This window comes from Sanguibacter biliveldensis (assembly GCF_033798665.1).
Classification (GTDB): Bacteria; Actinomycetota; Actinomycetes; order Actinomycetales; family Cellulomonadaceae; genus Sanguibacter; species Sanguibacter inulinus.
Map to the genome: position 1 here is coordinate 1,689,001 of NZ_CP138359.1, position 23,309 is coordinate 1,712,309.

The 23,309-nt window shown below is 69.7% G+C and carries 23 protein-coding genes; 12 read left to right on the forward strand and 11 right to left on the reverse strand.

The genetic code is table 11. The features are described 5' to 3' along the window. Positions 1–7: 7 nt before the first annotated feature. Together sucB and lpdA are read right to left on the reverse strand one after the other, a co-directional pair. Complete coding sequence (gene sucB, locus SANBI_RS07340; RefSeq protein WP_319160394.1) at positions 8–1,774, reverse strand: 2-oxoglutarate dehydrogenase, E2 component, dihydrolipoamide succinyltransferase; 1,767 nt, start codon at positions 1,772–1,774, stop codon at positions 8–10. A 29-nt stretch (positions 1,775–1,803) separates the two neighbouring features. After that, positions 1,804–3,189 (reverse strand): dihydrolipoyl dehydrogenase, encoded by a 1,386-nt coding sequence (gene lpdA, locus SANBI_RS07345; RefSeq protein ID WP_319160396.1) that lies wholly within the window; start codon positions 3,187–3,189, stop codon positions 1,804–1,806. Positions 3,190–3,389: 200 nt separating this feature from the next. Between lpdA and SANBI_RS07350 the strand changes: the two genes are divergently transcribed. Beyond that, the gene (locus tag SANBI_RS07350) at positions 3,390–3,740 is read left to right on the forward strand and encodes an oxidoreductase (protein WP_319160398.1); all 351 of its coding nucleotides are present in this window, start codon (positions 3,390–3,392) and stop codon (positions 3,738–3,740) included. Between the two features lie 241 nt (positions 3,741–3,981). On the opposite strand, the gene SANBI_RS07355 is transcribed toward SANBI_RS07350, so the two are convergent. Then, a complete protein-coding gene (locus tag SANBI_RS07355; RefSeq protein ID WP_319160399.1) occupies positions 3,982–5,463 on the reverse strand; it encodes a leucyl aminopeptidase in 1,482 nt (493 codons plus the stop codon). A 64-nt stretch (positions 5,464–5,527) separates the two neighbouring features. Between SANBI_RS07355 and SANBI_RS07360 the strand changes: the two genes are divergently transcribed. The 4 genes from SANBI_RS07360 to SANBI_RS07375 all read left to right on the forward strand — a co-directional run bounded on the left by SANBI_RS07360 (position 5,528) and on the right by SANBI_RS07375 (position 7,725). Beyond that, complete coding sequence (locus SANBI_RS07360; RefSeq protein ID WP_056132059.1) at positions 5,528–5,884, forward strand: hypothetical protein; 357 nt, start codon at positions 5,528–5,530, stop codon at positions 5,882–5,884. Positions 5,885–6,000: 116 nt separating this feature from the next. Then, on the forward strand, positions 6,001–6,453 hold the full coding sequence (locus tag SANBI_RS07365; RefSeq protein ID WP_319160401.1) for a hypothetical protein: 453 nt from the start codon (positions 6,001–6,003) through the stop codon (positions 6,451–6,453). A gap of 34 nt (positions 6,454–6,487) precedes the next feature. Then, entirely contained in the window at positions 6,488–7,516 is a 1,029-nt protein-coding gene (locus SANBI_RS07370) for a quinone-dependent dihydroorotate dehydrogenase (RefSeq protein ID WP_319160404.1), read from the forward strand. Beyond that, positions 7,513–7,725 carry a hypothetical protein gene (locus tag SANBI_RS07375; protein WP_319160407.1) on the forward strand — a complete coding sequence of 71 codons (213 nt, stop codon included), beginning with the start codon at positions 7,513–7,515 and terminating at the stop codon, positions 7,723–7,725. The genes SANBI_RS07370 and SANBI_RS07375 overlap by 4 nt, the downstream gene beginning before the upstream one ends. A 108-nt stretch (positions 7,726–7,833) precedes the next feature. Here the strand turns inward: SANBI_RS07375 and SANBI_RS07380 are convergent, their stop codons facing one another. Further along, positions 7,834–8,847: an aldo/keto reductase family protein gene (locus tag SANBI_RS07380; protein ID WP_319160408.1), complete on the reverse strand. Its 1,014-nt coding sequence runs from the start codon at positions 8,845–8,847 to the stop codon at positions 7,834–7,836. A 95-nt stretch (positions 8,848–8,942) separates the two neighbouring features. Then, positions 8,943–9,542 (reverse strand): DUF3043 domain-containing protein, encoded by a 600-nt coding sequence (locus SANBI_RS07385; RefSeq protein ID WP_319160411.1) that lies wholly within the window; start codon positions 9,540–9,542, stop codon positions 8,943–8,945. Positions 9,543–9,723: 181 nt separating this feature from the next. Here SANBI_RS07385 and SANBI_RS07390 point away from each other — a divergent pair, with 181 nt between their 5' ends. Further along, positions 9,724–11,067 carry a dipeptidase gene (locus tag SANBI_RS07390; protein WP_319160414.1) on the forward strand — a complete coding sequence of 448 codons (1,344 nt, stop codon included), beginning with the start codon at positions 9,724–9,726 and terminating at the stop codon, positions 11,065–11,067. A 204-nt stretch (positions 11,068–11,271) separates the two neighbouring features. Here the strand turns inward: SANBI_RS07390 and SANBI_RS07395 are convergent, their stop codons facing one another. The 3 genes from SANBI_RS07395 to nadA all read right to left on the reverse strand — a co-directional run bounded on the left by SANBI_RS07395 (position 11,272) and on the right by nadA (position 13,907). Further along, complete coding sequence (locus tag SANBI_RS07395; protein ID WP_179912770.1) at positions 11,272–11,799, reverse strand: acyl-CoA thioesterase; 528 nt, start codon at positions 11,797–11,799, stop codon at positions 11,272–11,274. Between the two features lie 173 nt (positions 11,800–11,972). After that, positions 11,973–12,503, reverse strand: a complete 531-nt coding sequence (locus SANBI_RS07400) for a hypothetical protein (protein ID WP_319160416.1) — start codon at positions 12,501–12,503, stop codon at positions 11,973–11,975. A 192-nt stretch (positions 12,504–12,695) separates the two neighbouring features. Then, on the reverse strand, positions 12,696–13,907 hold the full coding sequence (nadA, locus tag SANBI_RS07405) for a quinolinate synthase NadA (protein WP_319160418.1): 1,212 nt from the start codon (positions 13,905–13,907) through the stop codon (positions 12,696–12,698). 50 nt (positions 13,908–13,957) lie between these two features. Here nadA and SANBI_RS07410 point away from each other — a divergent pair, with 50 nt between their 5' ends. Next, positions 13,958–15,265 (forward strand): glycerate kinase, encoded by a 1,308-nt coding sequence (locus SANBI_RS07410; RefSeq protein WP_319160420.1) that lies wholly within the window; start codon positions 13,958–13,960, stop codon positions 15,263–15,265. A gap of 294 nt (positions 15,266–15,559) precedes the next feature. Then, complete coding sequence (gene erpA / locus SANBI_RS07415; RefSeq protein ID WP_012866564.1) at positions 15,560–15,910, forward strand: iron-sulfur cluster insertion protein ErpA; 351 nt, start codon at positions 15,560–15,562, stop codon at positions 15,908–15,910. 228 nt (positions 15,911–16,138) lie between these two features. Here erpA and SANBI_RS07420 read toward each other — a convergent pair whose 3' ends face one another. Further along, on the reverse strand, positions 16,139–16,564 hold the full coding sequence (locus tag SANBI_RS07420; protein ID WP_319160423.1) for a sulfurtransferase TusA family protein: 426 nt from the start codon (positions 16,562–16,564) through the stop codon (positions 16,139–16,141). Then, on the reverse strand, positions 16,561–17,763 hold the full coding sequence (locus tag SANBI_RS07425) for a cysteine desulfurase family protein (protein ID WP_319160425.1): 1,203 nt from the start codon (positions 17,761–17,763) through the stop codon (positions 16,561–16,563). Before SANBI_RS07425 ends, SANBI_RS07420 begins: the two co-directional genes overlap by 4 nt. A 295-nt stretch (positions 17,764–18,058) precedes the next feature. On the opposite strand from SANBI_RS07425, the gene ctaC reads away from it, so the two are divergent. The 4 genes from ctaC (at position 18,059) to SANBI_RS07445 (ending at position 22,460) form a co-directional block, all read left to right on the forward strand. Further along, complete coding sequence (gene ctaC / locus SANBI_RS07430) at positions 18,059–18,958, forward strand: aa3-type cytochrome oxidase subunit II (RefSeq protein ID WP_056132090.1); 900 nt, start codon at positions 18,059–18,061, stop codon at positions 18,956–18,958. Beyond that, positions 18,958–20,745, forward strand: coding sequence for an aa3-type cytochrome oxidase subunit I (gene ctaD / locus SANBI_RS07435; protein WP_319160427.1), 1,788 nt, complete (start codon positions 18,958–18,960; stop codon positions 20,743–20,745). The genes ctaC and ctaD overlap by 1 nt, the downstream gene beginning before the upstream one ends. Further along, a complete protein-coding gene (locus SANBI_RS07440; protein ID WP_319160429.1) occupies positions 20,742–21,140 on the forward strand; it encodes a cytochrome c oxidase subunit 4 in 399 nt (132 codons plus the stop codon). Before ctaD ends, SANBI_RS07440 begins: the two co-directional genes overlap by 4 nt. Positions 21,141–21,377: 237 nt before the next feature. Further along, positions 21,378–22,460, forward strand: coding sequence for a DUF4349 domain-containing protein (locus tag SANBI_RS07445; protein ID WP_319160431.1), 1,083 nt, complete (start codon positions 21,378–21,380; stop codon positions 22,458–22,460). Positions 22,461–22,626: 166 nt separating this feature from the next. Here the strand turns inward: SANBI_RS07445 and SANBI_RS07450 are convergent, their stop codons facing one another. Further along, the gene (locus tag SANBI_RS07450; RefSeq protein ID WP_056132101.1) at positions 22,627–23,250 is read right to left on the reverse strand and encodes a superoxide dismutase; all 624 of its coding nucleotides are present in this window, start codon (positions 23,248–23,250) and stop codon (positions 22,627–22,629) included. Between the last annotated feature and the right edge of the window lie 59 nt (positions 23,251–23,309).

A 23,309-nucleotide genomic window follows, 5' to 3' on the forward strand; every position in this document is an offset into this window, starting at 1 on the left:
AGCGTGGTCAGAGACCGACCTCGGACTCGAAGGCGCCCTCTTCGATGCGCTTCTTGACGGCCATGAGGTAGCGCGACGCGTCGGCGCCGTCCACCAGACGGTGGTCGTAGGAGAGCGAGAGGTAGCAGATCGAGCGGATCGCGATGACCTCGGCGCCGTCGGCGTCGGTGATCACTGCGGGACGCTTGACGATCGTGCCGGTGCCGAGGATCGCCGACGTGCCGCCGGGGACGATCGGGGTGTCGATGAGCGCCCCGCCCGAACCGGTGTTGGTGATCGTGAAGGTGGCACCGCTGAGCTCGTCCGGTCCGACCTTGTTGTCACGCGTGCGCGTGGCGAGGTCACCGATCTTGCGGGCGATGCCGCCGAGGTTGAGGTCACCGGCGTCGCGGATGACCGGGACCAGCAGACCACGCGGGGTGTCGACGGCGATACCGACGTTCTCCGACGCGTGGTAGGTGATCTGGTCGCCCTCGAGGACGCCGTTGATCTTCGGGTAGGCCTTGAGGGCCTCGACGGCAGCCAGCGCGAAGAACGGCAGGAAGGTGAGGTTCGCGTTCTCGCGAGCCTTGAAACCGTCCTTCGCCTTGGCACGAAGACGCGCGACGCGGGTCACGTCGACCTCGACGACAGTGGTGAGCTGCGCCTGCGAGTGCAGGGCCTCGACCATGCGCTCGGCGATGATCTTGCGCAGGCGGCTGGCCTTCTCGGTCGTGCCGCGCAGCGGCGAGACCTCGGGGACCGACGCCTTGCGTGCCGCGGCCGGAGCCTCGGACGGCGCGGCTGCGGCGGGAGCCGGAGCAGCGGCAGCCTTGGCAGCCTCTTCGGCCTTGGCAGCAGCCTCGAGGACGTCTTCCTTGCGGATCCGCCCACCGACACCGGTCCCGGTGACCGTGGCGATGTCGACGCCCTTCTCGGACGCGAGCTTGCGCACGAGAGGCGTGAGGTAGGAGCCACCAGCGGCGGACGGTGCGTCCGTCTTCGGAGCCTCGGCCTTGGGGGCCTCTGCCTTCGGGGCCTCAGCCTTGGGCGCTTCAGCCTTCGGGGCTTCAGCCTTGGGGGCCTCGGCCTTCGGTGCCTCAGCAGCCGGTGCCGCCTTCTCCGCAGGAGCCGACTCAGCAGCCGCGCCGGAGCCGATGACCGCGAGGACTGTGCCGACCTCGACGGTCTCGTCCTCCTGGACGAGGATCTGCTGGAGCGTCCCGGCGACGGGCGACGGGACCTCGGTGTCGACCTTGTCGGTCGAGACCTCGAGCAGCGGCTCGTCGACCTCGACGGTGTCGCCGACCGACTTGAGCCAGCGGGTCACGGTGCCCTCGGTGACGGACTCTCCGAGCGCGGGGAGCTTGATCTCCTCACCGTCGCCCGAGGGTGCGGACTCGGCCGTCGTCGACTCGGTCGGTGCGGCCTCCTCCGACGGTGCGGGGGTCTCGTAGCCGCCACCCGAGGCCGGAGCCTCGTCGGTGACCTCGGCCGGAGCCTGGGGGGCGGGAGCCTCGTCGGCGCTCTTCGCGTCGTCGCTGCTGCCGGCTCCCTCGCCCGAGCCGATCTCGGCGAGGGCGGCGCCGACCTCGACGGTCTCGTCCTCCTCGACCAGGATCTTCTCGAGCACGCCGGCGAACGGCGACGGGATCTCGGTGTCGACCTTGTCGGTCGAGACCTCGAGCAAGGGCTCGTCGAGCTCCACGGTCTCGCCGACGGCCTTGAGCCAACGGGTGACGGTGCCTTCGGTGACTGATTCGCCCAGTGCGGGCATCTGCACGGTGTCAGACATGACCTCTCCGGTCTCCTTCGATCGCTTGGTCAGTTGTGGGCGTGCAGGGGCTTGCCGGCCAGAGCCAGGAATGCCTCTCCGAGCGCTTCGTTCTGAGTGGGGTGTGCGTGGACGAGTGAGGCGACGTCTTCGGGGTACGCCTCCCAGTTGACGATGAGCTGACCCTCGCCGATGAGCTCACCGACGCGTGCACCGATCATGTGGACGCCCACGACGGGGCCGTCCTTCTGGCGCACGAGCTTGATGAAGCCCTGGGTGTCGAGGATCTTGCTCTTGCCGTTGCCGGCGAGGTTGTACTCGAGGGTCTCGACGTTGTCGGCGCCGAGGCTCTCCTTGGCCTTCGCCTCGGTCAGACCGACAGACGCGATCTCGGGGTCCGAGTACGTGACGCGGGGGATGCCCGACTCGACGATCGGCGCGGGGTTGAGGCCGAGGATCTGCTCGGCGACGAAGATGCCCTGCGCGAAGCCGCGGTGCGCGAGCTGGAGGCCGGGGACGATGTCTCCGACGGCCCAGATGTTGCCGACACCCGTGTGCAGCTTCTCGTCGGTGATGACGAAGCCGCGGTCGAGGGTGATGCCCTGCTGCTCGTAGCCGAGGTCGGCGGTGCGGGGTCCGCGGCCGACTGCGACGAGCATGATCTCGGCGTCGAAGGTCTTGCCGGACTCGAGGGTGACGTGCACGCCCGAGTCGTCCTGCTCGACGGTCTTGAAGCGGTCGCCGAGGTTGAAGGCGATGCCACGCTTGCGGAAGGCGCGCTCGAGAGCCTTGCTCAGCGCCTCGTCCTCAGCGGGGACCAGGTGCGGCAGACCCTCGATGATCGTGACGTCGGCACCGAAGGAGCGCCACACGCTCGCGAACTCCGAGCCGATGACACCTCCACCGAGGACGATCACGGACTTGGGGACGGTGTCGAGCTTGAGCGCCTGCTCGGAGGTCATCACGCGACCGCCGATCTCGAGGCCCGGGAGCGAGCGCGAGTAGGAGCCCGTCGCGATGACGACGTTGCGACCCGTGTAGCGGGTGCCGTCGACCTCGACAGCATCCTTGCCGACGAGCTTGCCGTAGCCCTCGATGACGGTGATCTTGCGGGACTTGATGAGTCCCTGGAGGCCCTTGTACAGGCCGGAGATGACGCCGTCCTTGTACTTGTTGACGCCGTCCATGTCGATGCCCTTGAGCTCGGTCTGCACACCGTAGTGCGCACCGTCGCGGGCGTTGTCCGCGAGCTCTGCAGCGTGGAGGAGCGCCTTGGTGGGGACGCAGCCGTAGTGGAGGCAGGTGCCCCCGAGCTTGTCAGCCTCGATCAGGGCGACGTTCTGGCCGAGCTGAGCGGCGCGCAGTGCGGTGGCGTAGCCTCCGCTGCCTCCGCCCAGGACGACGATGTCGAAATCGGTGCCGGGGGTCTCGGCCACGTGCAACTCCTTAGGCGCAATGGGTTCGTTACCGCTCCATCTTGTCATCACGGGACGTGTGCCCCAACCGCTGGAGGGGCCCAAAGGCCCAGTTGGTGGTGTGAGAATGGAGACATCCCACGACTTTGGTCCTGGGTGAGGTCTGCCAGGGACCCGGCGTACCCAGGAATCTCACGGGTGGGCGCATGTATTCTGCGTCCATGTCGCGACTGTCACGGATCTTCGGCCGCCGCCGTCCCACCTCTGCCTCGTCTGCCGAGGCACCGGCGCCTCTGCGGTCGAGCGACCGGCGCCGCGAGACGATGGAGCACCTCGTGCAGTTCACCCGCTCGCGGGTGGGTGTCGAGTCCTACATCGAGCCGCCGACGGTCGACCAGCCGACCACGATCTTGCTCATCGCCTCGTCGGGGGAGTGGACGCGCCGCCGCGTCCCGGACGCCGTCGCGGCCCGCAAGATCGCCGCCGAGATCGGCATCCCTGTCTACGACGTGAACTTCACCGGGTACCCGCAGCGCATGCGGGACTGGAACAGCGCGCACAAGCGCCGCTGAGCAGAGCGGTGGTGACGGCTTCTTGCGCTCTGAGCCCGAGGTGACGCCGGCAGGCTGCTGACGCTGCGCACCTCATGACGCGCCACACCTCATGACGCGCCGACGGGCGCGGACCACGACGTCGTGTCGTGGTCCGCGCCCGTCGGTGTACGCCGGTCGGCCCAAGTCTCGGCCCTGCGGCACCGGGGCGCGTGCACGCCGGTGCCCCGAGGCTCGCCCGAGCGGGACCCGCCCTGTGCTGCTACTTCGCGGCTGCGTAGGCCTCGAGGAAGCCGAGCATGGTGCGCACGCCGACGCCGGTCCCGCCCACGGGGGTGTAGCCGTGCGCGGAGCCCTCGTTGAAGGACGGTCCGGCGATGTCGAGGTGGGCCCACGGGCGCCCACCGGTGAACTCTTCGAGGAAGAGGCCGGCCACGAGCATCCCGCCGAAGCGGTCACCGATGTTCGCGATGTCCGCGACGGGCGAGTCCATGCTCTTGCGGAGCTCGCGCGGGAGCGGCATCGGCCAGAACTGCTCGCCGGTCGCACCGGCAGCGTCGACGACCTGCGTGCGGACGTCCTCCGAGCCCATGACTGCGCTGACGCGAGCACCGAGGGCGACCATCTGCGCACCGGTGAGGGTCGCGATGTCCAGGACGACGTCGGGGTTCTCCTCGCCGGCTGCGACGAGGCCGTCGGCCAGGACCAGACGGCCCTCGGCGTCGGTGTTGAGGACCTCGACGGTCTTGCCGCCACGGATCGTGATGACGTCGGAGGGGCGCTGGGCCGTGCCCGAGGGCATGTTCTCGGCGAGGCAGAGCCACCCGGTCACGGCGACAGGCAGGCCGAGGCGAGCAGCGGCGAGGACCGTGTGCAGGACCGCGGCGGCGCCGGCCATGTCGGACTTCATCGCCTCCATGCCCTTGGCGGGCTTGATCGAGATGCCGCCCGAGTCGAAGGTGATGCCCTTGCCGACGAGCGCGATCTTCGCGGCCGGGCGGCTGGGGGTGTACGCGACCTTGACCAGGCGCGGTCCGCGGGTCGAGCCGAGGCCGACGCCGAGCAGACCGCCGTAGCCACCAGCCGTGAGGGCCTTCTCGTCGAGGACCGTCACCTTGACGCCGCTGCCCTTGGCCGCGGACTTCGCGATCTCGGCGAAGGCCGCCGGGAACAGGTCGTTCGGGGCGCTGTTGACGAGGTCGCGGGTCGCGTGGACCGACTGCGCGATGACCGAGGCCCGCTCACCGGCCTTCTTGAGCGACGGCTTCTTGGCGTGCTCGGTGACGACCTCGACCGAGGCGACAGGCGTCCCGGCGGTCGCTGCCTCACCGGTGCGGTAGGTGCGGAAGGCGTAGGCGCCGAGGAGGGCGCCCTCGGCGACGGCTGCTGCGTCGGCCTCGGTCACGACGGGCAGCGCGAGGGCTGCGGACGGGACACCACCGAGGCTGCGCACGGCGGCACCCGCCGAACGGCGCAGGCTCTCCGGGGTGAGGTCGGCGACGGCGCCGAGGCCGGTGAGGACGATGACCTTGGCGGAGACACCCTTGGCGGAGGGGACGCGGGTCACGCTGTCCACGGCACCGGTGACACCGAGGAGCTCGAGGTCGAGCGTCGCGGCCACGGCCTTCGGCAGCGCGTCGCTCGGCGCGAGCACGGGGCCTGTCGGTGTCTGGCCCACGCCGATGACGAGCGCGTGAGAGGTGAGAGAGCTAGGGGCTGAGGAGGTGAAGGTGAGATCGGTCACCGGTCGATCGTATCGCCCGGTGGCGTGCACCCCGACCGGGTCGTGCGAGCGGTAATCTCGACCTGTGCTCACGCCCCTCACCGTCCTCGTCGTCGCCGCCTCGTCGGCCCTCGGTCTGTGGGCCGCGTGGTTCGTGCTGCGCGACCGCGCGGTGATCCTCAAGCAGCTCTGGGGTGCGGCCGTGGTCGAGGGGCTGCTGCTCCTGCAGACGATCGCCGCCGCGGTGCTGCTGGTCACCGGTGACGGCCACTCCGACGTCGGCGAGCTGTGGGGTTATCTCGTCACGGTCCTGCTGATCCTGCCCTTCGCGGCCGCCTGGGCCTTCGCCGAGCGCAGCCGCTGGAGCTCGGTCGTCATGGTGCTGGCTGCCGTCACGGTGATCTTCCTGGAGTACAGGCTCGTCCAGATCTGGGAGCGCTGACGCGCGGCCCTCTCCAGCACGCAGGCCCGCGTCGTGCCCCCCTGCCGACCATCACCCGCACGACCCGAGCACGACCCGAGCACGCTCGACCAGACCGCACGAGAAGAGAGAAGAACGTGGACCTCGACCGGACGGACGCCCCCAGCGGCTCGGCCCCCCGCACCAGCTCAGGTTTCGGGCGGCTGCTCGTCGCCGTCTACGGGATCCTGGCGCTCGCCGCGACGGTCCGCGGTGCCTACCAGCTCGTGGCGCAGGGCTCTGAGGCGCCTGTCGCGTACTCGCTCTCGCTGCTCGCCGGCATCGTCTACGTCGTCGCGACGGTCGCCCTCGCGAAGGGCACCGGCCGCTGGCGCACCGTCGCCTGGGTCACGGTGTCGGTCGAGCTCGTCGGGGTGCTCACCGTCGGCATCCTCACGATCGTCGACGCCGGAGACTTCCCCGACGCGACGGTGTGGTCCGGTTTTGGTCAGGGCTACGGCTACGTGCCCCTGGTCCTCCCGCTCGTCGGCCTCTTCTGGCTGTGGCGCACGCGCCCTGCCCCGCACACCTCTGCACCCCCCGCTGCCTGAGTCCTGCACCGCCACCTGAGGAGCACCGCACGTCATGATCTACCCCTTCATCTTCCGCACGGTCTTCCGCCGGATGGACCCCGAGCAGGCGCACCACCTGGCGTTCCGGGCGATCTCGCTCGTCGGCCGGACCCCCGTGCTCTCGAGCGTGGTCCAGGGTGCTCTCGCACCGTTCCTCCAGGGGCCGGGGGTCGAGGTCTTCGGACGTCGTGTCCCGGCACCCTTCGGTGTCGCCGGGGGCTTCGACAAGAACGCCGAGGCTGTGCAGGGTCTGACGATGCTCGGCTTCGGATTTGTCGAGATCGGGACCGTGACCGCTCACGCGCAGCCCGGCAACGAGCGTCCGCGGCTGTGGCGGGAGATCGACCTCGGCGGTGTGCGCAACCGGATGGGCTTCAACAACGAGGGTGCGGCGGCGGCCGCGGCCAGGCTCGAGAAGCTGCGCTCGACCCGTGCAGGCCGCGCGATCTTCGTCGGGGCCAACATCGGCAAGACGAAGGTGACGCCCGCGGCCGAGGCTGCGGGCGACTACGCGACGAGCGCGAGCCTGCTCGCGCCGTGGGCCGACTACCTGGTCGTGAACGTGTCCTCGCCGAACACACCGGGCCTGCGCGACCTCCAGTCGGTCGACGCGCTGCGCCCGATCCTCGTCGCGGTCCGTGAGGCGGCCGACACCGCCACGGCTGCTGCAGGGCGGCCTCGGATCCCGCTGCTCGTCAAGATCGCGCCCGACCTGGCCGACGACGACGTCGACGCCGTGGCGGACCTCGCCCTCGAGCTCGGGCTCGACGGTGTGGTCGCGGTCAACACGACGATCTCGCACGACCTCGGCGAGGGTGGCCTCTCCGGGCGGCCGCTGCTGGCCCGTGGTCTCGAGGTGGTCGCGCGTCTGCGCGAGCGTCTCGGCTCGCGACCGGTGATCATCGGGGTGGGAGGCATCACGACACCCGCCGACGCGCAGGCGTACCTCGACGCCGGTGCGAACCTCACGCAGGGGTACACGGCGTTCATCTACGAGGGTCCGTTCTGGGCTCGCCGGATCAACAAGGAGCTCGTCCGATGACGACACCCCAGTGGACCTGGACCTTCCAGGGCGCCGACGGTCAGCCGGCCGACGCGCCCATCAGCCCCGTGTTCACCAACCAGTTCGACGCCGAGCAATGGCTCGGTCAGGGCTGGCGCGAGCTTGCGGGCTCTGGCGTCGCGGCGGCGGTGCTGCTCAACGAGGGGCGGCCTGCTGCTCCTGCTGTGAGGCTGTCGAGCGAGGTCTGAGGGACCGGCCCAGAAGCTTCTGAGGACCGACCAGCGAGAGCACGAGGCCCGGTCGAGCGGTGAGCGATCACCGCCCGACCGGGCCTCGTCATGCTCCAGGGTGCTGCGTCAGGCGACGCGGCCCTTCGGTGCGGTCTCGGCGGTCTTGCTCGCGTCGCGCTCGACGACGTTCCCGAGGATCGTGTCGATCTTCGTCAGCAGCTCGTCGGGGATGACCACCCCGGAGGCCTTGACGTTCTCCGCGACCTGCTCGGGACGCGAGGCCCCGATGAGGGCTGCGGCGACGTTCTTGTTCTGCAGCACCCACGCGACGGCGAGCTGCGCGAGGGAGAGGTCGAGCTCGTCCGCGACAGGCTTGAGCTCCTGCACGCGGCGCAGCACGTCGTCGTCCAGGAAGCGCTTGATCATGTTCGCGCCGCCCTTCTCGTCTGTGGCGCGCGAGCCGGCGGGGAGCTCGGCCCCCGGCGCGTACTTGCCGGTGAGCACACCCTGGGCCACGGGGGACCAGACGATCTGCGAGATACCGAGCTCGGCCGACGTCGGCACGACCTCGTCCTCGATGACACGCCACAGCATCGAGTACTGGGGCTGGGAGGAGATCAGCTGGAAGCCGAGCTCCTTCGACAGGGCGTGGCCCGCGCGGATCTGGTCGGCGGTCCACTCGCTGACACCGATGTACAGGGCCTTGCCCTGACGGACGATGTCGGCGAAGGCCTGCATCGTCTCCTCGAGGGGGGTCTCGGTGTCGAAGCGGTGCGCCTGGTACAGGTCGACGTAGTCGGTCCCGAGGCGGGTGAGCGAGCCGTTGATCGACTCCATGATGTGCTTGCGAGAGAGCCCCGTGTCGTTGGGGCCGCCGGGGCCTGTGGGCCAGTAGACCTTCGTGAAGATCTCGAGCGACTCGCGACGCTCGCCCTTGAGCGCGTCGCCGAGGACCTGCTCGGCCTTCGTGTTCGCGTAGACGTCTGCGGTGTCGAAGGTCGAGATGCCGGCGTCGAGCGCCGCACGGACGCAGGCCGTGGCCGCGTCGTTCTCGACCTGTGAGCCGTGGGTGAGCCAGTTGCCGTAGGTGATCTCCGAGATCTTCAGACCGGAGTTGCCGAGGTATCGATAGTTGACCATCCGTCCACACTATCCGTGACGTACGACACCGGCCGCTCGAGACGAGCGACCGGTGTCGGGTGGATCAGCAGACGCGCCCATGAGGCGTGCGCAGGTCAGGCGGGGTACTGCCCGTGCTTGACCATCGGCTTGGGCAGACGGGCCCGGCGGATCTGGAAGGCGCGCATCGCGGCGTAGCGGCCGATCCCGCGCAGCTCGACGTTCTCGCCGAACTTCGCGATCAGTCGCTTCTTCAGGGCGCGCCACATGATGAAGGTGTCGGCGATCGCGACGATCACCACGATGTACACGGCGAGGATCGCGAAGAGCGCGAGCTCAGGGATCTGGTTGCCGAAGAGAGTCACGACGAGGAAGGCGAGAGCCAGGAACAAGAAGTACTCGGCGACGTTACGACGGGCGTCGACGACGTCGCGCACGTAGCGCTTGACCGGCCCACGGTCGCGGTAGGGGAGGTGCTTCTCGTCACCGGTCTTCATCGCCTGGTACTCGACGTCGCGGGCGGCACGCTGCTTCGCGCGGGCGGCCTTCGCGGCTGCGCGGCGGTCGTCCGGGACCAGAGGACGCTTGTTCGCGGCCTCGGACACCTTGCGCTTGGGCGTCGGGCGGCCCTTCTTGGCCTGCTCGATCGCCTCGGCGGCAGCTGCCACGTCGGTGGGCGGGACGGCGTCGTCTGAAGACTTGCTACGTGAGAACACGCAACGATCTTAGTCGACCGGTCACGCGGTTCGAGCACGCCTCGTGGCGCGGACCCTTCGTCCTGGTCACCGTGCGTCGGAGCGGCGCCCGGCCCGTGCCCAGGTGGGTGCGCAAGCTCCTCGTCCACAGGCGCCCGGGCCTGACTCCGGGTTGCTGCCTCAGTCGCGATACGGTGCTCAGGTGACTCTTCCTGACGACCTCCGGTCCCGTGTCCACGACCTCTTCCCCGCGCTGCGCGCCGACCTCGAGGCGCTCGTGCGCATCCCGAGCGTCTCCGCGCCCGCCTTCGACCAGGCGCACGTCGCGTCGAGCGCCGAGGCTGTCGCCGAGCTCCTGCGCGGTGCCGGCCTCGACGAGGTGCAGATCCTCACCTCGGGCGAGAGCCGACCTGCCGTCGTCGCGCGGCGTGCGGCTCCTGCCGGCGCCCCGACGGTCCTGCTCTACGCGCACCACGACGTCCAGCCTCCGGGCGACGCGGCGTCCTGGGCCACCGACCCCTTCGTGCCGACCGAGCGCGACGGACGCCTCTACGGACGCGGCGCCGCTGACGACAAGGCCGGCATCGTCGCGCACCTCGGCGCACTGCGGGCGCTCGGCGACGACCTCGCTGTCGGCGTCACAGTCTTCGTCGAGGGTGAAGAAGAGATCGGCTCGCCGTACTTCGGTGAGTTCCTGGCCGAGCACGCAGAGCTGCTGCGCGCCGACGTGATCGTCGTCGCGGACTCCTCCAACTGGAAGGTCGGCGTCCCCGGCCTCACCACCTCGCTCCGTGGGCTCGTCGACTGCGAGGTCGAGCTGTCGGTCCTCTCGCACGCGGTCCACTCTGGGATGTTCGGCGGTCCCGTCCTCGACGCCATCACGCTGCTGTCGCGCCTCATCTCGACCCTGCACGACGACGCAGGCGACGTCGCCGTCGCGGGTCTGGCCCACGCGCCCGACCCGACGGTCGACTACGACGAGGCCGACTTCCGCGCCGACTCCGGTCTGCTCGACGGCGTACAGCTCGCGGGCACCGGACCGATCTCCTCCCGCCTGTGGACCAAGCCCGCCCTCTCGGTCATCGGCTTCGACGCCCCGACGGTCGCGCTGTCCTCCAACACCATCGCCCCCAAGGCGACCGCGAAGCTGTCGCTGCGCATCGCCGCCGGGCAGGACCCGGAGGCCGCGCTCGACGCGCTGCGCACCCACCTGCTCGACAACGCGCCGCTCGGCGCGAAGGTCGTCGTCCGTGACGGCGAGCTCGGCAAGCCCTTCCAGGCGCCCGCCGACTCGGCAGCGATGCGCGCCGCCCGGGCAGCATTCGAGCAGGCGTGGGGCGTCCCGCCCGTCGACATCGGCATCGGCGGATCCATCCCGTTCATCGCCGACCTGCTCGAGGTCTTCCCGGACGCCGCGATCCTCGTGACAGGCGTCGAAGACCCGGACTCCCGCGCCCACGGCGCGGACGAGTCCGTGCACCTCGGCGAGCTCGAGAAGGTCGTCCTCGCCGAGGCCCTCCTGCTCGACGGGCTCGCGCAGGGCTGAGACCGCTGAGAGGCCGACCACCTGTCGGTCTCACGCCGAGAGCCGCCGTCCCCGTCTGGGGCGGCGGCTCTCTGCGTGCGGCATGCGAGATGGCGGCGTGGCCCGACGGCTGCTCCGCACAGCACGGTCCGGCCGGTCTTCAGCCCCGCTGGAGGGCGTTCGTGCCGGAGTCATCCGTACGGTGCACTGCCGACCGTCTCGTCGTCAGGCGCGGTGCGCGACGTCCATCGCTCGCGCCCAGGCGGCGACGTCCTCGGGCAGCTCCGGGCTGGTCTCAGGACCGCCGAGCAGGGCCACGACGTCGGGTGCGGGGACGCGGTCCCCGGTCTTGGACAGGAACCGCCCAGCCACGATGCCGCGGGCGGCGAGCTGCCCGCCGGTGGTGACGACCTGCTCGAGGTAGGCGATACGGGGGTCCCAGCCGAGGACCCGGCTGGTGATCTCGACGCGCTGCCCGAGGGTGAGCGACCGGCGGTACTTGACGGTCGACGCGGCCACGACCGGGTACCAGCCACGCTCGTTGAGCAGCGGCATGCCGCCGCAGTCGGCGAGCAGGTTGCTGCGCCCGGTGTCCATCATGTTGAGGTACACGGCGTTGTTGACGTGGCGATAGATGTCGAGGTCCCCGAGCCTGACCCGGGTGCGGGTGACGGAGGGATCGAGGACTGTCTGGCCGGGGATCGCCCGGCGAGGACGGAAGGTGGCGAGAGCGAGCTGGATCTGGCGAGTCACCCGGTCACGCTACTACGGCGGACCATGGACGCAGACGGCCGCCTCAGGCTTCCAGCGAGAACCTGGCTCGACGGCGAATCGCCGGCATGACCCGTCCTCGGGGCGTGACGCAGATCGACGACCGCGGGCTCTGATCCTCAGGGCGACCTGGTGGCTCGACGGTGGGAGTGGTGTCAGCTGTTGAAGCGTGTCACATCGGCCACCACGCAGGTCAGCTCTCCGCTGACACCTGTGGCGGACCCGAGTGCGTCGACCGAGGCAGACTGACCAGCTCCGATCGAGTTCGCCGCCGCGGTCAGCTCGACCACCCTGTTGCCGTCCGGGCCGTTGGCCGAGATCGTGATGAGGTAGGACGCGAGCTCGTCGGTCGAGTTCGTCACGGTCAGGGTGGACGTCACCATGTCGAAGTCGCCCACGTCGCAGCTGGTGACGACGACGTCGGACTCGGCGCTGCCGGGCTCGGGTGCCGCTGGAGCCTCTGCGGCGGTCTCTCCAGTCGAAGGCTCAGCAGCTGAGGAAGGCTGCGCGGGCGTCGACGGGCTGTCGCTACCAGACTGCGACGCAGCCCAGATGGCGATGATCACGATCAAGATCAGCAAGAGCACGAAGCGCTTCTGGCGCGAGGCCTTCTTGTAGGCCTTCTCGGCCTTCGCCCTCGCACGAGCATCTCGTGGCGTGTCCATGGTCTGCGGTGCGTCGGTCACGTCGTGGCTCCCAGATGGTGGGCACGCGCGGGGACGGCATGCCGAAGTTCTGGAAGATTACGTGGCCGGGGACGTGTCGTTCTGGGACGTCTGTCCTATCCTCGTCTGCACGTCCGATACCCCGTGGCCTGGCTGCGCTTGGCTCGTCGTGCTGTGGCGCAAACCTGTGGGGATGTCAGCGATGACGGCCGCTCAGAGCCCGGGCAGCGCGAGCATCTGGTCGAGGGCCACCTTGGCCCAGTGGGCGTCGTCGGAGTCGACGACGATCGGGTTGACCACGCGGCCGGCCACGAGCGACTCCATGGTCCACACGAGGTGGGGGAGGTCGATGCGGTTCATCGTCGAGCAGAAGCACACCGTGGAGTCGAGGTAGTGCACGTTCTTGTCCGGGTGCGCCGCGGCGACACGGCGCACGAGGTTGAGCTCGGTGCCGATGGCCCACGACGAGCCGGGCTCGGCGGCGTCGAGGGTCTGGATGATGAACTCGGTCGACCCGACGAGGTCTGCCGCGACGACGACCTCGTTCTTGCACTCGGGGTGCACGAGCACGTTGATGCCGGGGACGGCGGCGCGGATGTCCGTGACGTTCTTCTCGCTGAACCGGCCGTGGACCGAGCAGTGGCCGCGCCACAAGATCATGCGCGCGTCGCGCAGCTGCTGGGTGGTCAGTCCGCCACCAGGCTTGCGGGGGTCGAAGACCACGCACTCCTCGGGGGACATGCCGAGCTTGAGGATCGCGGTGTTGCGTCCGAGGTGCTGGTCGGGCATGAAGAGCACCTTGCCGGTGCCCTCGACGCCACCTACCTGGTCGAAGGCCCAGCGCAGCGCGACCTCGGCGTTGGAGGACGTGCAGACGGTGCCCGCGTGGCGACCCGTGAAGGCCTTGATGGCCGCGGTCGAGTTCATGTACGTGACGGGGAGGGTCTGGTCGGCGATGCCGGCGTCCTGGAGGACCTCCCAGCACTCCTCGACCTGGTTGATCGCGGCCATGTCAGCCATGGAGCACCCGGCGGCGAGGTCGGGGAGGATCACCGTCTGGTCGTCCGAGGTGAGGATGTCCGCGCTCTCGGCCATGAAGTGCACGCCGCAGAAGATGATGAACTCGGCGTCGGGCCGGGCGGCGGCCTCGCGTGCGAGCTTGAAGGAGTCACCGGTGACGTCGGCGAAGTCGATGACCTCGTCGCGCTGGTAGTGGTGGCCCAGGATGAAGGCTCGGTCGCCGAGTGCCGCGCGGGCGGCTCGGGCGCGTTCGACGAGGTCTGGGTCGCTCGCCGCAGGCAGGGCCCCGGCGCACTCGACACCGCGCTCGGAGGCGAGGTCCTTGCCCTGTCCGAGCAGCAGCAGCGCGGGTGAGGGTGCCGGCTCGGAGAAGGTTGCGTTCAGCAGTGTGCTCACGTCGTCCATGATCTCACAGCGTGCAGGGCAGGGACCGTCCGGCAGGGCAGGATGTGGACATGGACGTCCTGCTGGCTCCCTGCGTCGTGAGCCCCGTCGTGAGCCTTGTCGAGAACGCTGCCGAGGCTCCGGTCGCGAGCTCTGCCGAGAGTGCAGCCGGATCGAGGCTCCTGAGCGCCTGGACCGCTGCGGCGCCGCACGACGCAGTCGACCTCTGCGAGCTCTCGTCCGGAGGTCCGGGATTCGCGACGCTCGTCGGACGCCGGGCGGAGACGGTGCGTCGCGAACGACAGCCGCAGCCTGCGGACCCGGTCGTCTGGCTCGCGCCGGGCGTCGTGCTCGTCGGTACGACCGCCTACGTCGACACCTCTGCCGCGCTCGTCCACGGGGATGGGACCTCCGGGGTAGGGGAGCAGCTGATCGCGGCAGTCGGCGCAGGCGCGTCGAGGATCGTCCTCGGGCTCGTCGGCCCGGACCGCTGCATCGTCCCTGATGCCGGGCTCGGGCTGCTCCTCGCACTCGGTGTCGCGGGGCTCGAGGGGCGGCGTCTGCTGGCCCCCGGTGACCCGACCGCCGGGATCGACGAGACCGACCCGATCAGCCCGGACGGCGACACCGGCCAGACTGGCGGGACCCGGCAGACCGACGAGACCGGTGAGCCCCGTCAGGCCGAGGACCTCACCCCCGACCACCTGGCCGGGCTCACCGATGCCCTCGGGCTCCTCGCGCGTGTCGACCTCGTCGGAGCCTGTGCCGACGACCTCCCGCTCCTCGGGCTGCACGGGGCGAGCGCTGCCGCGGGAGAGGTGGGTGCCCTGACGCCCGCCGACGCCCAGCAGCTGGAGCGGGCTGTCGGTCAGCTGGCCCACGCCGTCTGGTCGGCCCAGACCGCGTCACGCAGACCCGACCTCCTGGCAGGCTCCGGGGCGGCGGTCCCCGCCCGCCTCCGCGACGTCACCGGTCTGCCCGGGGCAGGTGCAGGCGGCGGGGCCGGATGGCTCGTCGCCCTGGCCGGGGGACGCCTGCTGCCGGGCGCTGCCGTGCACGCCGACGCCGTCGACCTGCGGGCACGGGCCGCGGCCGCCGACCTCGTCGTGACGACGGTCGACCACCTCGACGCGTCGACCTTCCACGGTTCGGGCGCCGAGCAGGCTGTGGCTGCGGCCGCCGAGGTCGGCGTGCCGTCCGTGGTGGTCGCGGGGACGAGCATGATGAGCCGGAGGGAGTCGTCCTCTGCCGGGATCAGCGCGGTCTACGTCGCCTCAGACCGGCCCCGCGCCGACGGTGAGACCTGGCCCGTCGACCTGGAGGACGTGCTCGGGCGGGTGGCCAGGTCCTGGTCACCGGCCCGGGCGGCGCGTCGCTGACCGGTGTCGACGTGCCTGGACAGGACCCCCGCCGCCATGCTGTCGCGGGCCGCCCCCTGACCCGCTCGACGACGCCGTCGTCATGCGTGGGCGTCATGCGGAGGCCTCCGGTCCTGCGGGAGCCAGCACCGCGCTGGTGACCAGTGAGCGGCACGGGGCTTAGTCTGGTGGGAATACTCCGACGGTGCTGCAGGTTGGCACACGTGCGGGACGGCTCGCACCGCTGAGGCGGAGCTTCGACAGAGCCGGCACCGACCGATCGTCACCAGACTTTCTTCATTGTGGGGAGACACCATGAGCGAGACCACCGAGACAGCGACCCACGGCGTCCTGCTGAGCGACGTCGCGGCGCAGAAGGTCCGCACGCTCCTCGAGCAGGAGGGCCGCGACGACCTGCGTCTGCGCGTCGCCGTCCAGCCCGGCGGCTGCTCCGGCCTGATCTACCAGCTCTACTTCGACGAGCGGGTCCTCGACGGCGACGCCCTCAAGGACTACGACGGTGTCGAGGTCGTCGTCGACAAGATGAGCGTCCCGTACCTCGAGGGCGCGACCATCGACTTCGCGGACACGATCGAGAAGCAGGGCTTCACGATCGACAACCCGAACGCCGGCGAAGGCTGCGCCTGCGGCGGATCCTTCAGCTGATCTGACGCGGGTCGTCGGGGCGAGTGCCCCGCTAGAGACCTGAGAGGCCCGGTCCTGTCTCACGACAGGGTCGGGCCTCTGTCGTGCCCGGGCACGTCGTCCCTCGGGCTCCGTCACCTCTGGACGTGCTGCCTCCCGCCTTCTGCCGCCCGCCTCTGCGGCCTGGCGGTGCCGCTCGATGGCGGCGCTGGCCGGAGCCGGGCCAGGGTTGGGCTGTGCCCCCGCTGCTCAGCCGCCGAGACGCACGGTGATCGCTGTCGCGACCGGTGCCGGCGCGTCTGCCTCGTCGGTGTTGCGCGAGCCGTCATCGGACCGTGGCACACGCGGTCGGTCCAGGCTTGCCCTGGGGCTTCCCGCCGTCCCGCCCTTGTGGGGCTCTTCAGGCTCATCGAGCACGGTCGATCCGACCACCGTGTGCCCGCGCATCCGTGCCCAGGCCGGGACGTCGTGCTCGGCAGCCGGGTCGGTGCTCCAGACGGTCACGAGGTCCCCCGGCGAGAGGGTGGACGCAGCCTTCGCCAGCCTGATGACGGGGATCGGGCAGCGCAACCCACGGGCATCGACGATCATCGTGCCGCTGCCGCTGCCGCTGCCGCTGCCGCTGCCGCTGCCGCTGCCGCTGCCGCTGCCGCTGGGCTGGCTGACGTCAGTCACAGCGACTCGACCCCGAGCGCTGCACGCACCCTGGCCACGGCCCCCGGCAGGACAGCGAGGAACCTGTCGACGTCGTCTGCAGTCGTGGACCTGTCGAGAGCGATCCGCACGTTGCCGTGGGTCAGCGATCCCATCGCCGCGAGCACGTGGCTCGGCTCGAGGGCGCTCGACGTGCACGCCGACCCGGAACCGACGGCGAAGCCCGCCCTGTCCAGCTCGCCGACGAGCGCCTCGCCGTCGACGTACAGGCACGAGAAGGTCACGACGTGGGGGAGCCTGTCGACGGGGTCGCCGACGAGGTCGACGTCCGGGACGAGCAGCGGGACCTGAGTCCGGATCGTGTCCACGAGGGCGCGTCTACGGGCGTCTTGGGCGGCGCGGTCTGCAGTCGCCGCCTGGAGTGCGACGGCTGCCGCGAATGCGGCGGGGACGTTCGTCCCGCCCGGGAACCAACGGTCCTGGTCTTCGGGCCAGTCGGCCTGCCAGCGCACGCCCTGCCGGACGACGAGGACCCCGGTCCCACCCGGGCCACCCCAGTCGGCAGGATCAGCGGTCAGCACGTCCCAGTCGTCACCGACGGGGACGTGGCCGACGGCTGCGCCGGCGTCGACGAGCAGCGGGACGCGGGCGGCGCGGGCTACCTCGTGGGCCCTGGCGAGCGGCTGGAGGGTCCCGACCTCGCCGTTGGAGTGCTGGAGAGCCAGGAGCGAGACACCGGGGGCCGTCGTCGCGCTCTCGAGAGCATCGAGGTCGACGGCTCCGCTGCGTCCGACCGGCACGAAGACGTGCTCGGCGGTCGAGCCCTCGACGGTGGACCGGTGCCGCCGCACCGCGAAGCCCGACGCCTCGAGGACGGCGGCCCGCTCGACCGCTGACGTCACGACGGACCCGCCGACCCTCCGGCGGCCGAGGGTCACGGCCCTGACCGCCGCGTGCTGCGCCGCCGCGTGGGAGGGGGCGAAGTGCACCTCTTCGGTCCGGGCGCCCAGGGCCTCGGCGACCGCCCCGCGGGCTCCGTCGAGCATGGAGGCGGCGCGGCGTCCCTCCGAGTGCAGCCGACGGGGATCGGCCCAGCCTTCGGCCAGTGCTCGTGTGAAGGCCTCGTGCGCATCGGGCAGCAGGCGGGCGCTCCCGCCGGCGTCGAGGTGGACGCGGCCAGGAGCAGAGGAGAGAGCAGCGGGAGTGGTGGCATCGGGCACTCGTCCACGGTAGTCGAGCGTGGGACACCGGTCCCGCGAGGCCCGGCGGGGTCGTCGTGGGCACCTGCCACCGGGGTCAAGAGTGCTGGCGGAGCCCCACGACGGCACTGTTCGTGACACTCCGACGACTCCTGTGAGCAAAGCGGTCCTCGTGCCACGTCTCACACGTCATCACGGCGATGTCGGGGACTTGCCAGGCCCCTGTCCAGGCTAGGCTTCATGTCATCGAGGACGAAGGTCCTGTGTGCTGCCCGAACACGGTTGGTGTGCAGGACGTGAAGTGAAAGGCCCCCCTTTGCGCTCGGAACGCCCCAACCGCAGTCGAAAGACGGTCGGCAAGCTGGTCATAGCTGCCGCGATCGTCTCCGTCGCCGTGTCCGGATGCTCGGCCGAAGCCCAGCGTGGCTTCCTGCCGGGTTACTCCGACGGCCCCACGACCAACCAGACCGACCGGATCACCGACATGTGGGTGGGCTCCTGGGTCGCTGCGCTGATCGTCGGGATCATCACCTGGGCTCTCATGCTCTGGTGCGTCGTCGCCTACCGGAAGCGCAAGGACGACCACACGCTCCCGATCCAGACCAGGTACCACCTGCCGCTCGAGATCATGTACACGCTCGTCCCGATCGTCATGGTCGGCGTGCTCTTCTTCTTCACGCAGCGCGACATGACCGAGGTCCGTGCGACCGACGCCGAGCCCGACGTGACGATCCAGGTGATCGGCAAGCAGTGGAGCTGGGACTTCAACTACCTGGACGACGACGTCTACGAGACCGGCCAGCACGCCGAGGACGTCGGCTCCCTCGAGAACGAGCTCGGAGGTGTCGGGACCAACTCGCAGTTCCCGACGCTCTACCTGCCCGTCAACGAGGTCGTCGAGTTCCAGCTCGAGTCCCGTGACGTCATCCACTCCTTCTGGATCCCGGCCTTCCTCGACAAGATGGACATGATCCCGTTCCGGACCAACGTCTGGCAGGTGACACCGACCCGCGAGGGTGTGTACGCCGGCAAGTGCGCCGAGCTCTGCGGAGAGTTCCACTCCGGGATGCTCTTCAACGTCGCCGTGGTCTCCCGCGAGGAGTACGACGCCCACATGGCAGAGCTCGAGCAGGCCGGCCAGACCGGACAGCTGGGGCTCGACCTGAACCGTCAGCAGAGCGAGGCTGGCAACGCCGCCGCGGAGGGTGAGAACTGATGGCTGTCGACACCGACACTCACGTCGAGAAGATCCCCGGCCTCGCGCCGGGGCGCCAGACCCTCGGTCGCACGGTGATCAAGTGGATCACCTCGACCGACCACAAGACGATCGGGTACATGTACCTGATCACCTCGTTCGTCTTCTTCTGCATCGGTGGCCTCATGGCCCTGGTGATCCGTGCGGAGCTCTTCGAGCCCGGCATCCAGATCGTGCAGAGCAACGAGCAGTACAACCAGCTCTTCACCATGCACGGCACGATCATGCTGCTGCTCTTCGCGACTCCGCTGTTCGCCGGCTTCGCCAACATCATCATGCCGCTGCAGATCGGTGCACCTGACGTCGCCTTCCCGCGACTGAACATGTTCGCGTACTGGCTCTACCTCTTCGGTGGGCTCATCGCCTCGGCCGGCTTCTTCACGCCGCAGGGTGCAGCCTCCTTCGGGTGGTTCGCCTACGCGCCGCTGTCGAACACGACGTTCAGCCCGGGCCTCGGCGGTGACCTCTGGGTCTTCGGCCTGGCGATGACCGGGTTCGGCACCATCCTCGGTGGCGTCAACTTCATCACCACGATCATCACGATGCGCGCCCCCGGCATGACGATGTTCCGCATGCCGATCTTCACCTGGAACACCCTGGTGACGAGCATCCTCGTGCTCATGGCCTTCCCGCCCCTGGCCGCCGCGCTCTTCGCCCTCGGCGCCGACCGCAGGCTCGGAGCGCAGATCTTCAACCCGGAGAACGGTGGCGCCATCCTCTGGCAGCACCTCTTCTGGTTCTTCGGGCACCCCGAGGTGTACATCATCGCGCTGCCGTTTTTCGGCATCGTCAGCGAGATCTTCCCGGTCTTCAGCCGCAAGCCGATCTTCGGCTACAAGGGGCTGGTCTACGCGACGATCGCGATCGCTGCGCTCTCCGTGACGGTGTGGGCTCACCACATGTACGTCACCGGCGCCGTCCTGCTGCCGTTCTTCTCCTTCATGACGATGTTGATCGCCGTCCCGACAGGTGTGAAGTTCTTCAACTGGATCGGCACGATGTGGCGCGGCAAGCTCACCTTCGAGACGCCGATGCTGTGGTCGATCGGCTTCCTCGTGACCTTCCTCTTCGGTGGTCTCACCGGAGTCATCCTCTCGAGCCCGGTCCTCGACTTCCACGTGTCGGACACGTACTTCGTGGTCGCGCACTTCCACTACGTCGTCTTCGGGACCGTCGTCTTCGCGATGTTCGCAGGCTTCTACTTCTGGTGGCCCAAGTTCACCGGGCGCATGCTCAACGAGCGCCTCGGCAAGATCCACTTCTGGCTGCTGTTCGTCGGGTTCCACGCGACCTTCCTCGTCCAGCACTGGCTGGGCGTCGCCGGCATGCCGCGTCGTTACGCGGACTACATGCCTGAAGAGGGCTTCACCTGGATGAACCAGATCTCGACGGTCGGCTCGTTCATCCTCGCGGCCTCGACGCTGCCCTTCCTCTGGAACGTCTACGTCACCTGGCGCAACGCGCCGCTGGTCACGGTCGACGACCCGTGGGGCTTCGGCTCCTCGCTCGAGTGGGCGACGTCCTGCCCGCCGCCGCGGCACAACTTCACGTCGCTGCCGCGCATCCGGTCCGAGCGTCCCGCCTTCGACCTGCACCACCCTGAGGTTGCGGCGATGGACCACCACGCCGTCGACCCTGGTCCCCTCGACCAGATCTACGGTGAGGGTGACCGCCGTGGTCAGCAGTCCCTGGCGAAGGACCGTGTCATCAACGGTCCCGGAGACGAGAACGCAGGAGAGCCCCGATGAAGATCGAGAGCAAGCTGTTCACCTACCTCGCCCCCTTCTTCCTCCTGGTAGCCGTGGTCTACGGCTTCTGGAGCGACTGGGAGCCCGTAGGCACCACCGGGCTGTTCCTGTCGATCGGCCTCGTCGGCATGATCGGCTTCTACCTCGGCGCGACCGCCAAGCGCATGGACCCCCGCCCGGAGGACGACGCCTTCGGCGAGATCGAGCAGGGCGCCGGCGAGCAGGGTGTGTACTCACCCTGGAGCTGGTGGCCGCTCGCGATCGCCGCTGGCGCCGGTGTCTGCTTCCTCGGGCTCGCCGTCGGCTGGTGGGTCTTCGGGATCGGCGTCGTGTTCTCGATGCTCGCGCTCGTGGGTTGGGTCTTCGAGTTCTCTCGCGGACAGCACGCCCACTGATCGACACCTCTCTGGCAGGCTCACGCCGACCTCAGATCTTCACCACAGGCAAGGCCCCGGACCACACGGTCCGGGGCCTTCCTCGTGCCCCGGTGGCCCGTGACAGGCCGTGCTGTCGAGCAGACCGCGTCGCTTGCACGTCGCGACGTACCGGTCTGATCTCGGTCTCGACTCGGTTGAGCAACGTTCTCGACCAGGTCGGTCACGCGGCGGTCGAGGCTCTCTAGTGTGGTCGCCATGACGACACGACGCGGTGCACAGGGCGGACCTCGACGCAGGTGGGGGACCGTGGCAGTCCTCGCGGTGGCCGCGGTGCTCGCGGGCTGCTCGTCAGGAGCAGAGAGCACTGTGGGGAGCGTCGACCAGGCGGCCTCAGACCGCTCGGGCAGCGTGGACGGTGCTGACAGCGCAGGCGGCGCAGAACCTGCCGCGGCGGCCTCAGAACCACTCGCCGCGACAGTCGGCGGGGCCGAGGCTGACCGCTCGGTCATCGTCAACGGGACGATCGTCCTGACAGCCGACGACCCGATCGCGGTGGCGGACCTCGTCGCCGGAGCTGTCGAGGGGGCCGGCGGATACCTCGACGGCCGCTCGGAGTCCCAGGGAGAGGGCTCGCGGCCCGCGCAGGCGCGTCTGACGGTCCGGGTTCCTCCGGGCGAGGTGCAGCCGATGATCGACTCGTTGAGGGGCATCGGGAAGGTCACCGAGGTCGACCTGTCGTCGTCCGACGTGACCAAGCAGGTAGCCGACCTCGAGACGCGGATCTCCGCGAAGAAGGTCGCCATCACGCGTCTCGAAGAGCTGCTCTCCGGCGCGGGGTCCATGGCGGACCTGCTGGCCGTCGAGGGCGAGCTCACCACCCGCCAGTCGGAGCTGGAACAGCTGCTCACCGAGCAGGCGGGCATCGACGACCTCACGTCCATGGCGACGCTCGAGATCTCTGTGTACGCGACCGACCAGGAGCCGGCACCCGACGAGGACGAGGTGTCAGGGTTCCTGGGCGGGCTCTCTACGGGCTGGGACGCCTTGGTCACGGCTCTGGCAGTCGCAGCGACCGTCCTGGGGGTGCTGCTGCCCTGGCTCGTCCTCGTGGCGCTGGTCGGTGCGGTCGCGCTGTGGATCCTCCGCCGCCGACGACGCTCGACCGGACGCGGAGATGCCGTGGGTCAGGCCCGGACAGGTCGTCCTGCGGGGGAGGGGACCGAGACGTCCGCAGATCGTTCCACGACGGCGGGAGGTGGCGCTCTCCTCACCGGTGGAGCAGCGCTGAAGTCTGATCCTGCTGCGTCGCAGGACGGCCCGCCAGCCGCGCACGACTGATCGGGCGCCGCCTCGCCGTGCACCCGTGACGGACGCCTCGCCGCCCACCCACGACGCGAGAAGGCCCCGCCGGCTCCCTGCCGCCACCTCGTGGACGAGGAGCGGGAAGGGGGCCGACGGGGCCTTCTCGTGGTCTTCAGCGCCCCGGAGGCGCCTCAGGTGGTGCTCATGGGACGATCAGACCCGAGGTCTGGGTCTTCGCGCGCGCGAGACGTGCTGCTGCGTCATCCCAGCTGACCAGGTTCCACCAGGCCGTGACGTAGTCGGCACGGACGTTCTGGTAGTCGAGGTAGTACGCGTGCTCCCAGACGTCCAGGAGGACGATCGGGGTCAGGCCCATCGGGATGTTGCCCTGCTGGTCGTACAGCTGGACGATGATGAGCTTCTGGCCGATCGAGTCCCAGGCGAGGATCGCCCAGCCGGAGCCCTGCACACCTGCGGCGACGGCCGCGAAGTGCTTCTTGAAGGCCTCGAAGGAGCCGAAGTCGTTGCCGATGGTCTCAGCGAGGTCACCCGTGGGCTCGCCGCCACCCTCGGGGGAGAGGTTCGTCCAGAAGGCGGAGTGGTTGATGTGCCCACCGAGGTTGAACGCGAGGTTCTTCTCGTGGAGGTTGACCGCGGCCAGGTCGCCGCTCTCGCGGGCGTCCGCGAGCTTCTCGAGCGCGGTGTTGGCGCCGGTCACGTAGGCCTGGTGGTGCTTGGAGTGGTGGAGCTCCATGATGCGACCAGAGATGTGCGGCTCGAGCGCACCGTAGTCGTAGCCGAGCTCAGGAAGGGTGTAGACAGCCATTCCGATGTCCTCCTAGACGTCGTTCGCAGCCGAGGGGCCGCGACTCACTGCATAACGCG

What these genes read in the sequence shown, in the direction of transcription:
- SANBI_RS07380 (WP_319160408.1), bottom strand. Translation starts at nt 8,847, where the DNA reads ATGGTCAACTATCGATACCTCGGCAACTCCGGTCTGAAGATCTCGGAG.
- SANBI_RS07410 (WP_319160420.1), top strand. Translation starts at nt 13,958, where the DNA reads ATGGACGTCCTGCTGGCTCCCTGCGTCGTGAGCCCCGTCGTGAGCCTT.
- sucB (WP_319160394.1), bottom strand. Translation starts at nt 1,774, where the DNA reads ATGTCTGACACCGTGCAGATGCCCGCACTGGGCGAATCAGTCACCGAA.
- nadA (WP_319160418.1), bottom strand. Translation starts at nt 13,907, where the DNA reads ATGGACGACGTGAGCACACTGCTGAACGCAACCTTCTCCGAGCCGGCA.
- SANBI_RS07440 (WP_319160429.1), top strand. Translation starts at nt 20,742, where the DNA reads ATGAAGATCGAGAGCAAGCTGTTCACCTACCTCGCCCCCTTCTTCCTC.
- SANBI_RS07350 (WP_319160398.1), top strand. Translation starts at nt 3,390, where the DNA reads ATGTCGCGACTGTCACGGATCTTCGGCCGCCGCCGTCCCACCTCTGCC.
- ctaD (WP_319160427.1), top strand. Translation starts at nt 18,958, where the DNA reads ATGGCTGTCGACACCGACACTCACGTCGAGAAGATCCCCGGCCTCGCG.
- SANBI_RS07445 (WP_319160431.1), top strand. Translation starts at nt 21,378, where the DNA reads ATGACGACACGACGCGGTGCACAGGGCGGACCTCGACGCAGGTGGGGG.
- SANBI_RS07370 (WP_319160404.1), top strand. Translation starts at nt 6,488, where the DNA reads ATGATCTACCCCTTCATCTTCCGCACGGTCTTCCGCCGGATGGACCCC.
- SANBI_RS07450 (WP_056132101.1), bottom strand. Translation starts at nt 23,250, where the DNA reads ATGGCTGTCTACACCCTTCCTGAGCTCGGCTACGACTACGGTGCGCTC.
- SANBI_RS07375 (WP_319160407.1), top strand. Translation starts at nt 7,513, where the DNA reads ATGACGACACCCCAGTGGACCTGGACCTTCCAGGGCGCCGACGGTCAG.
- erpA (WP_012866564.1), top strand. Translation starts at nt 15,560, where the DNA reads ATGAGCGAGACCACCGAGACAGCGACCCACGGCGTCCTGCTGAGCGAC.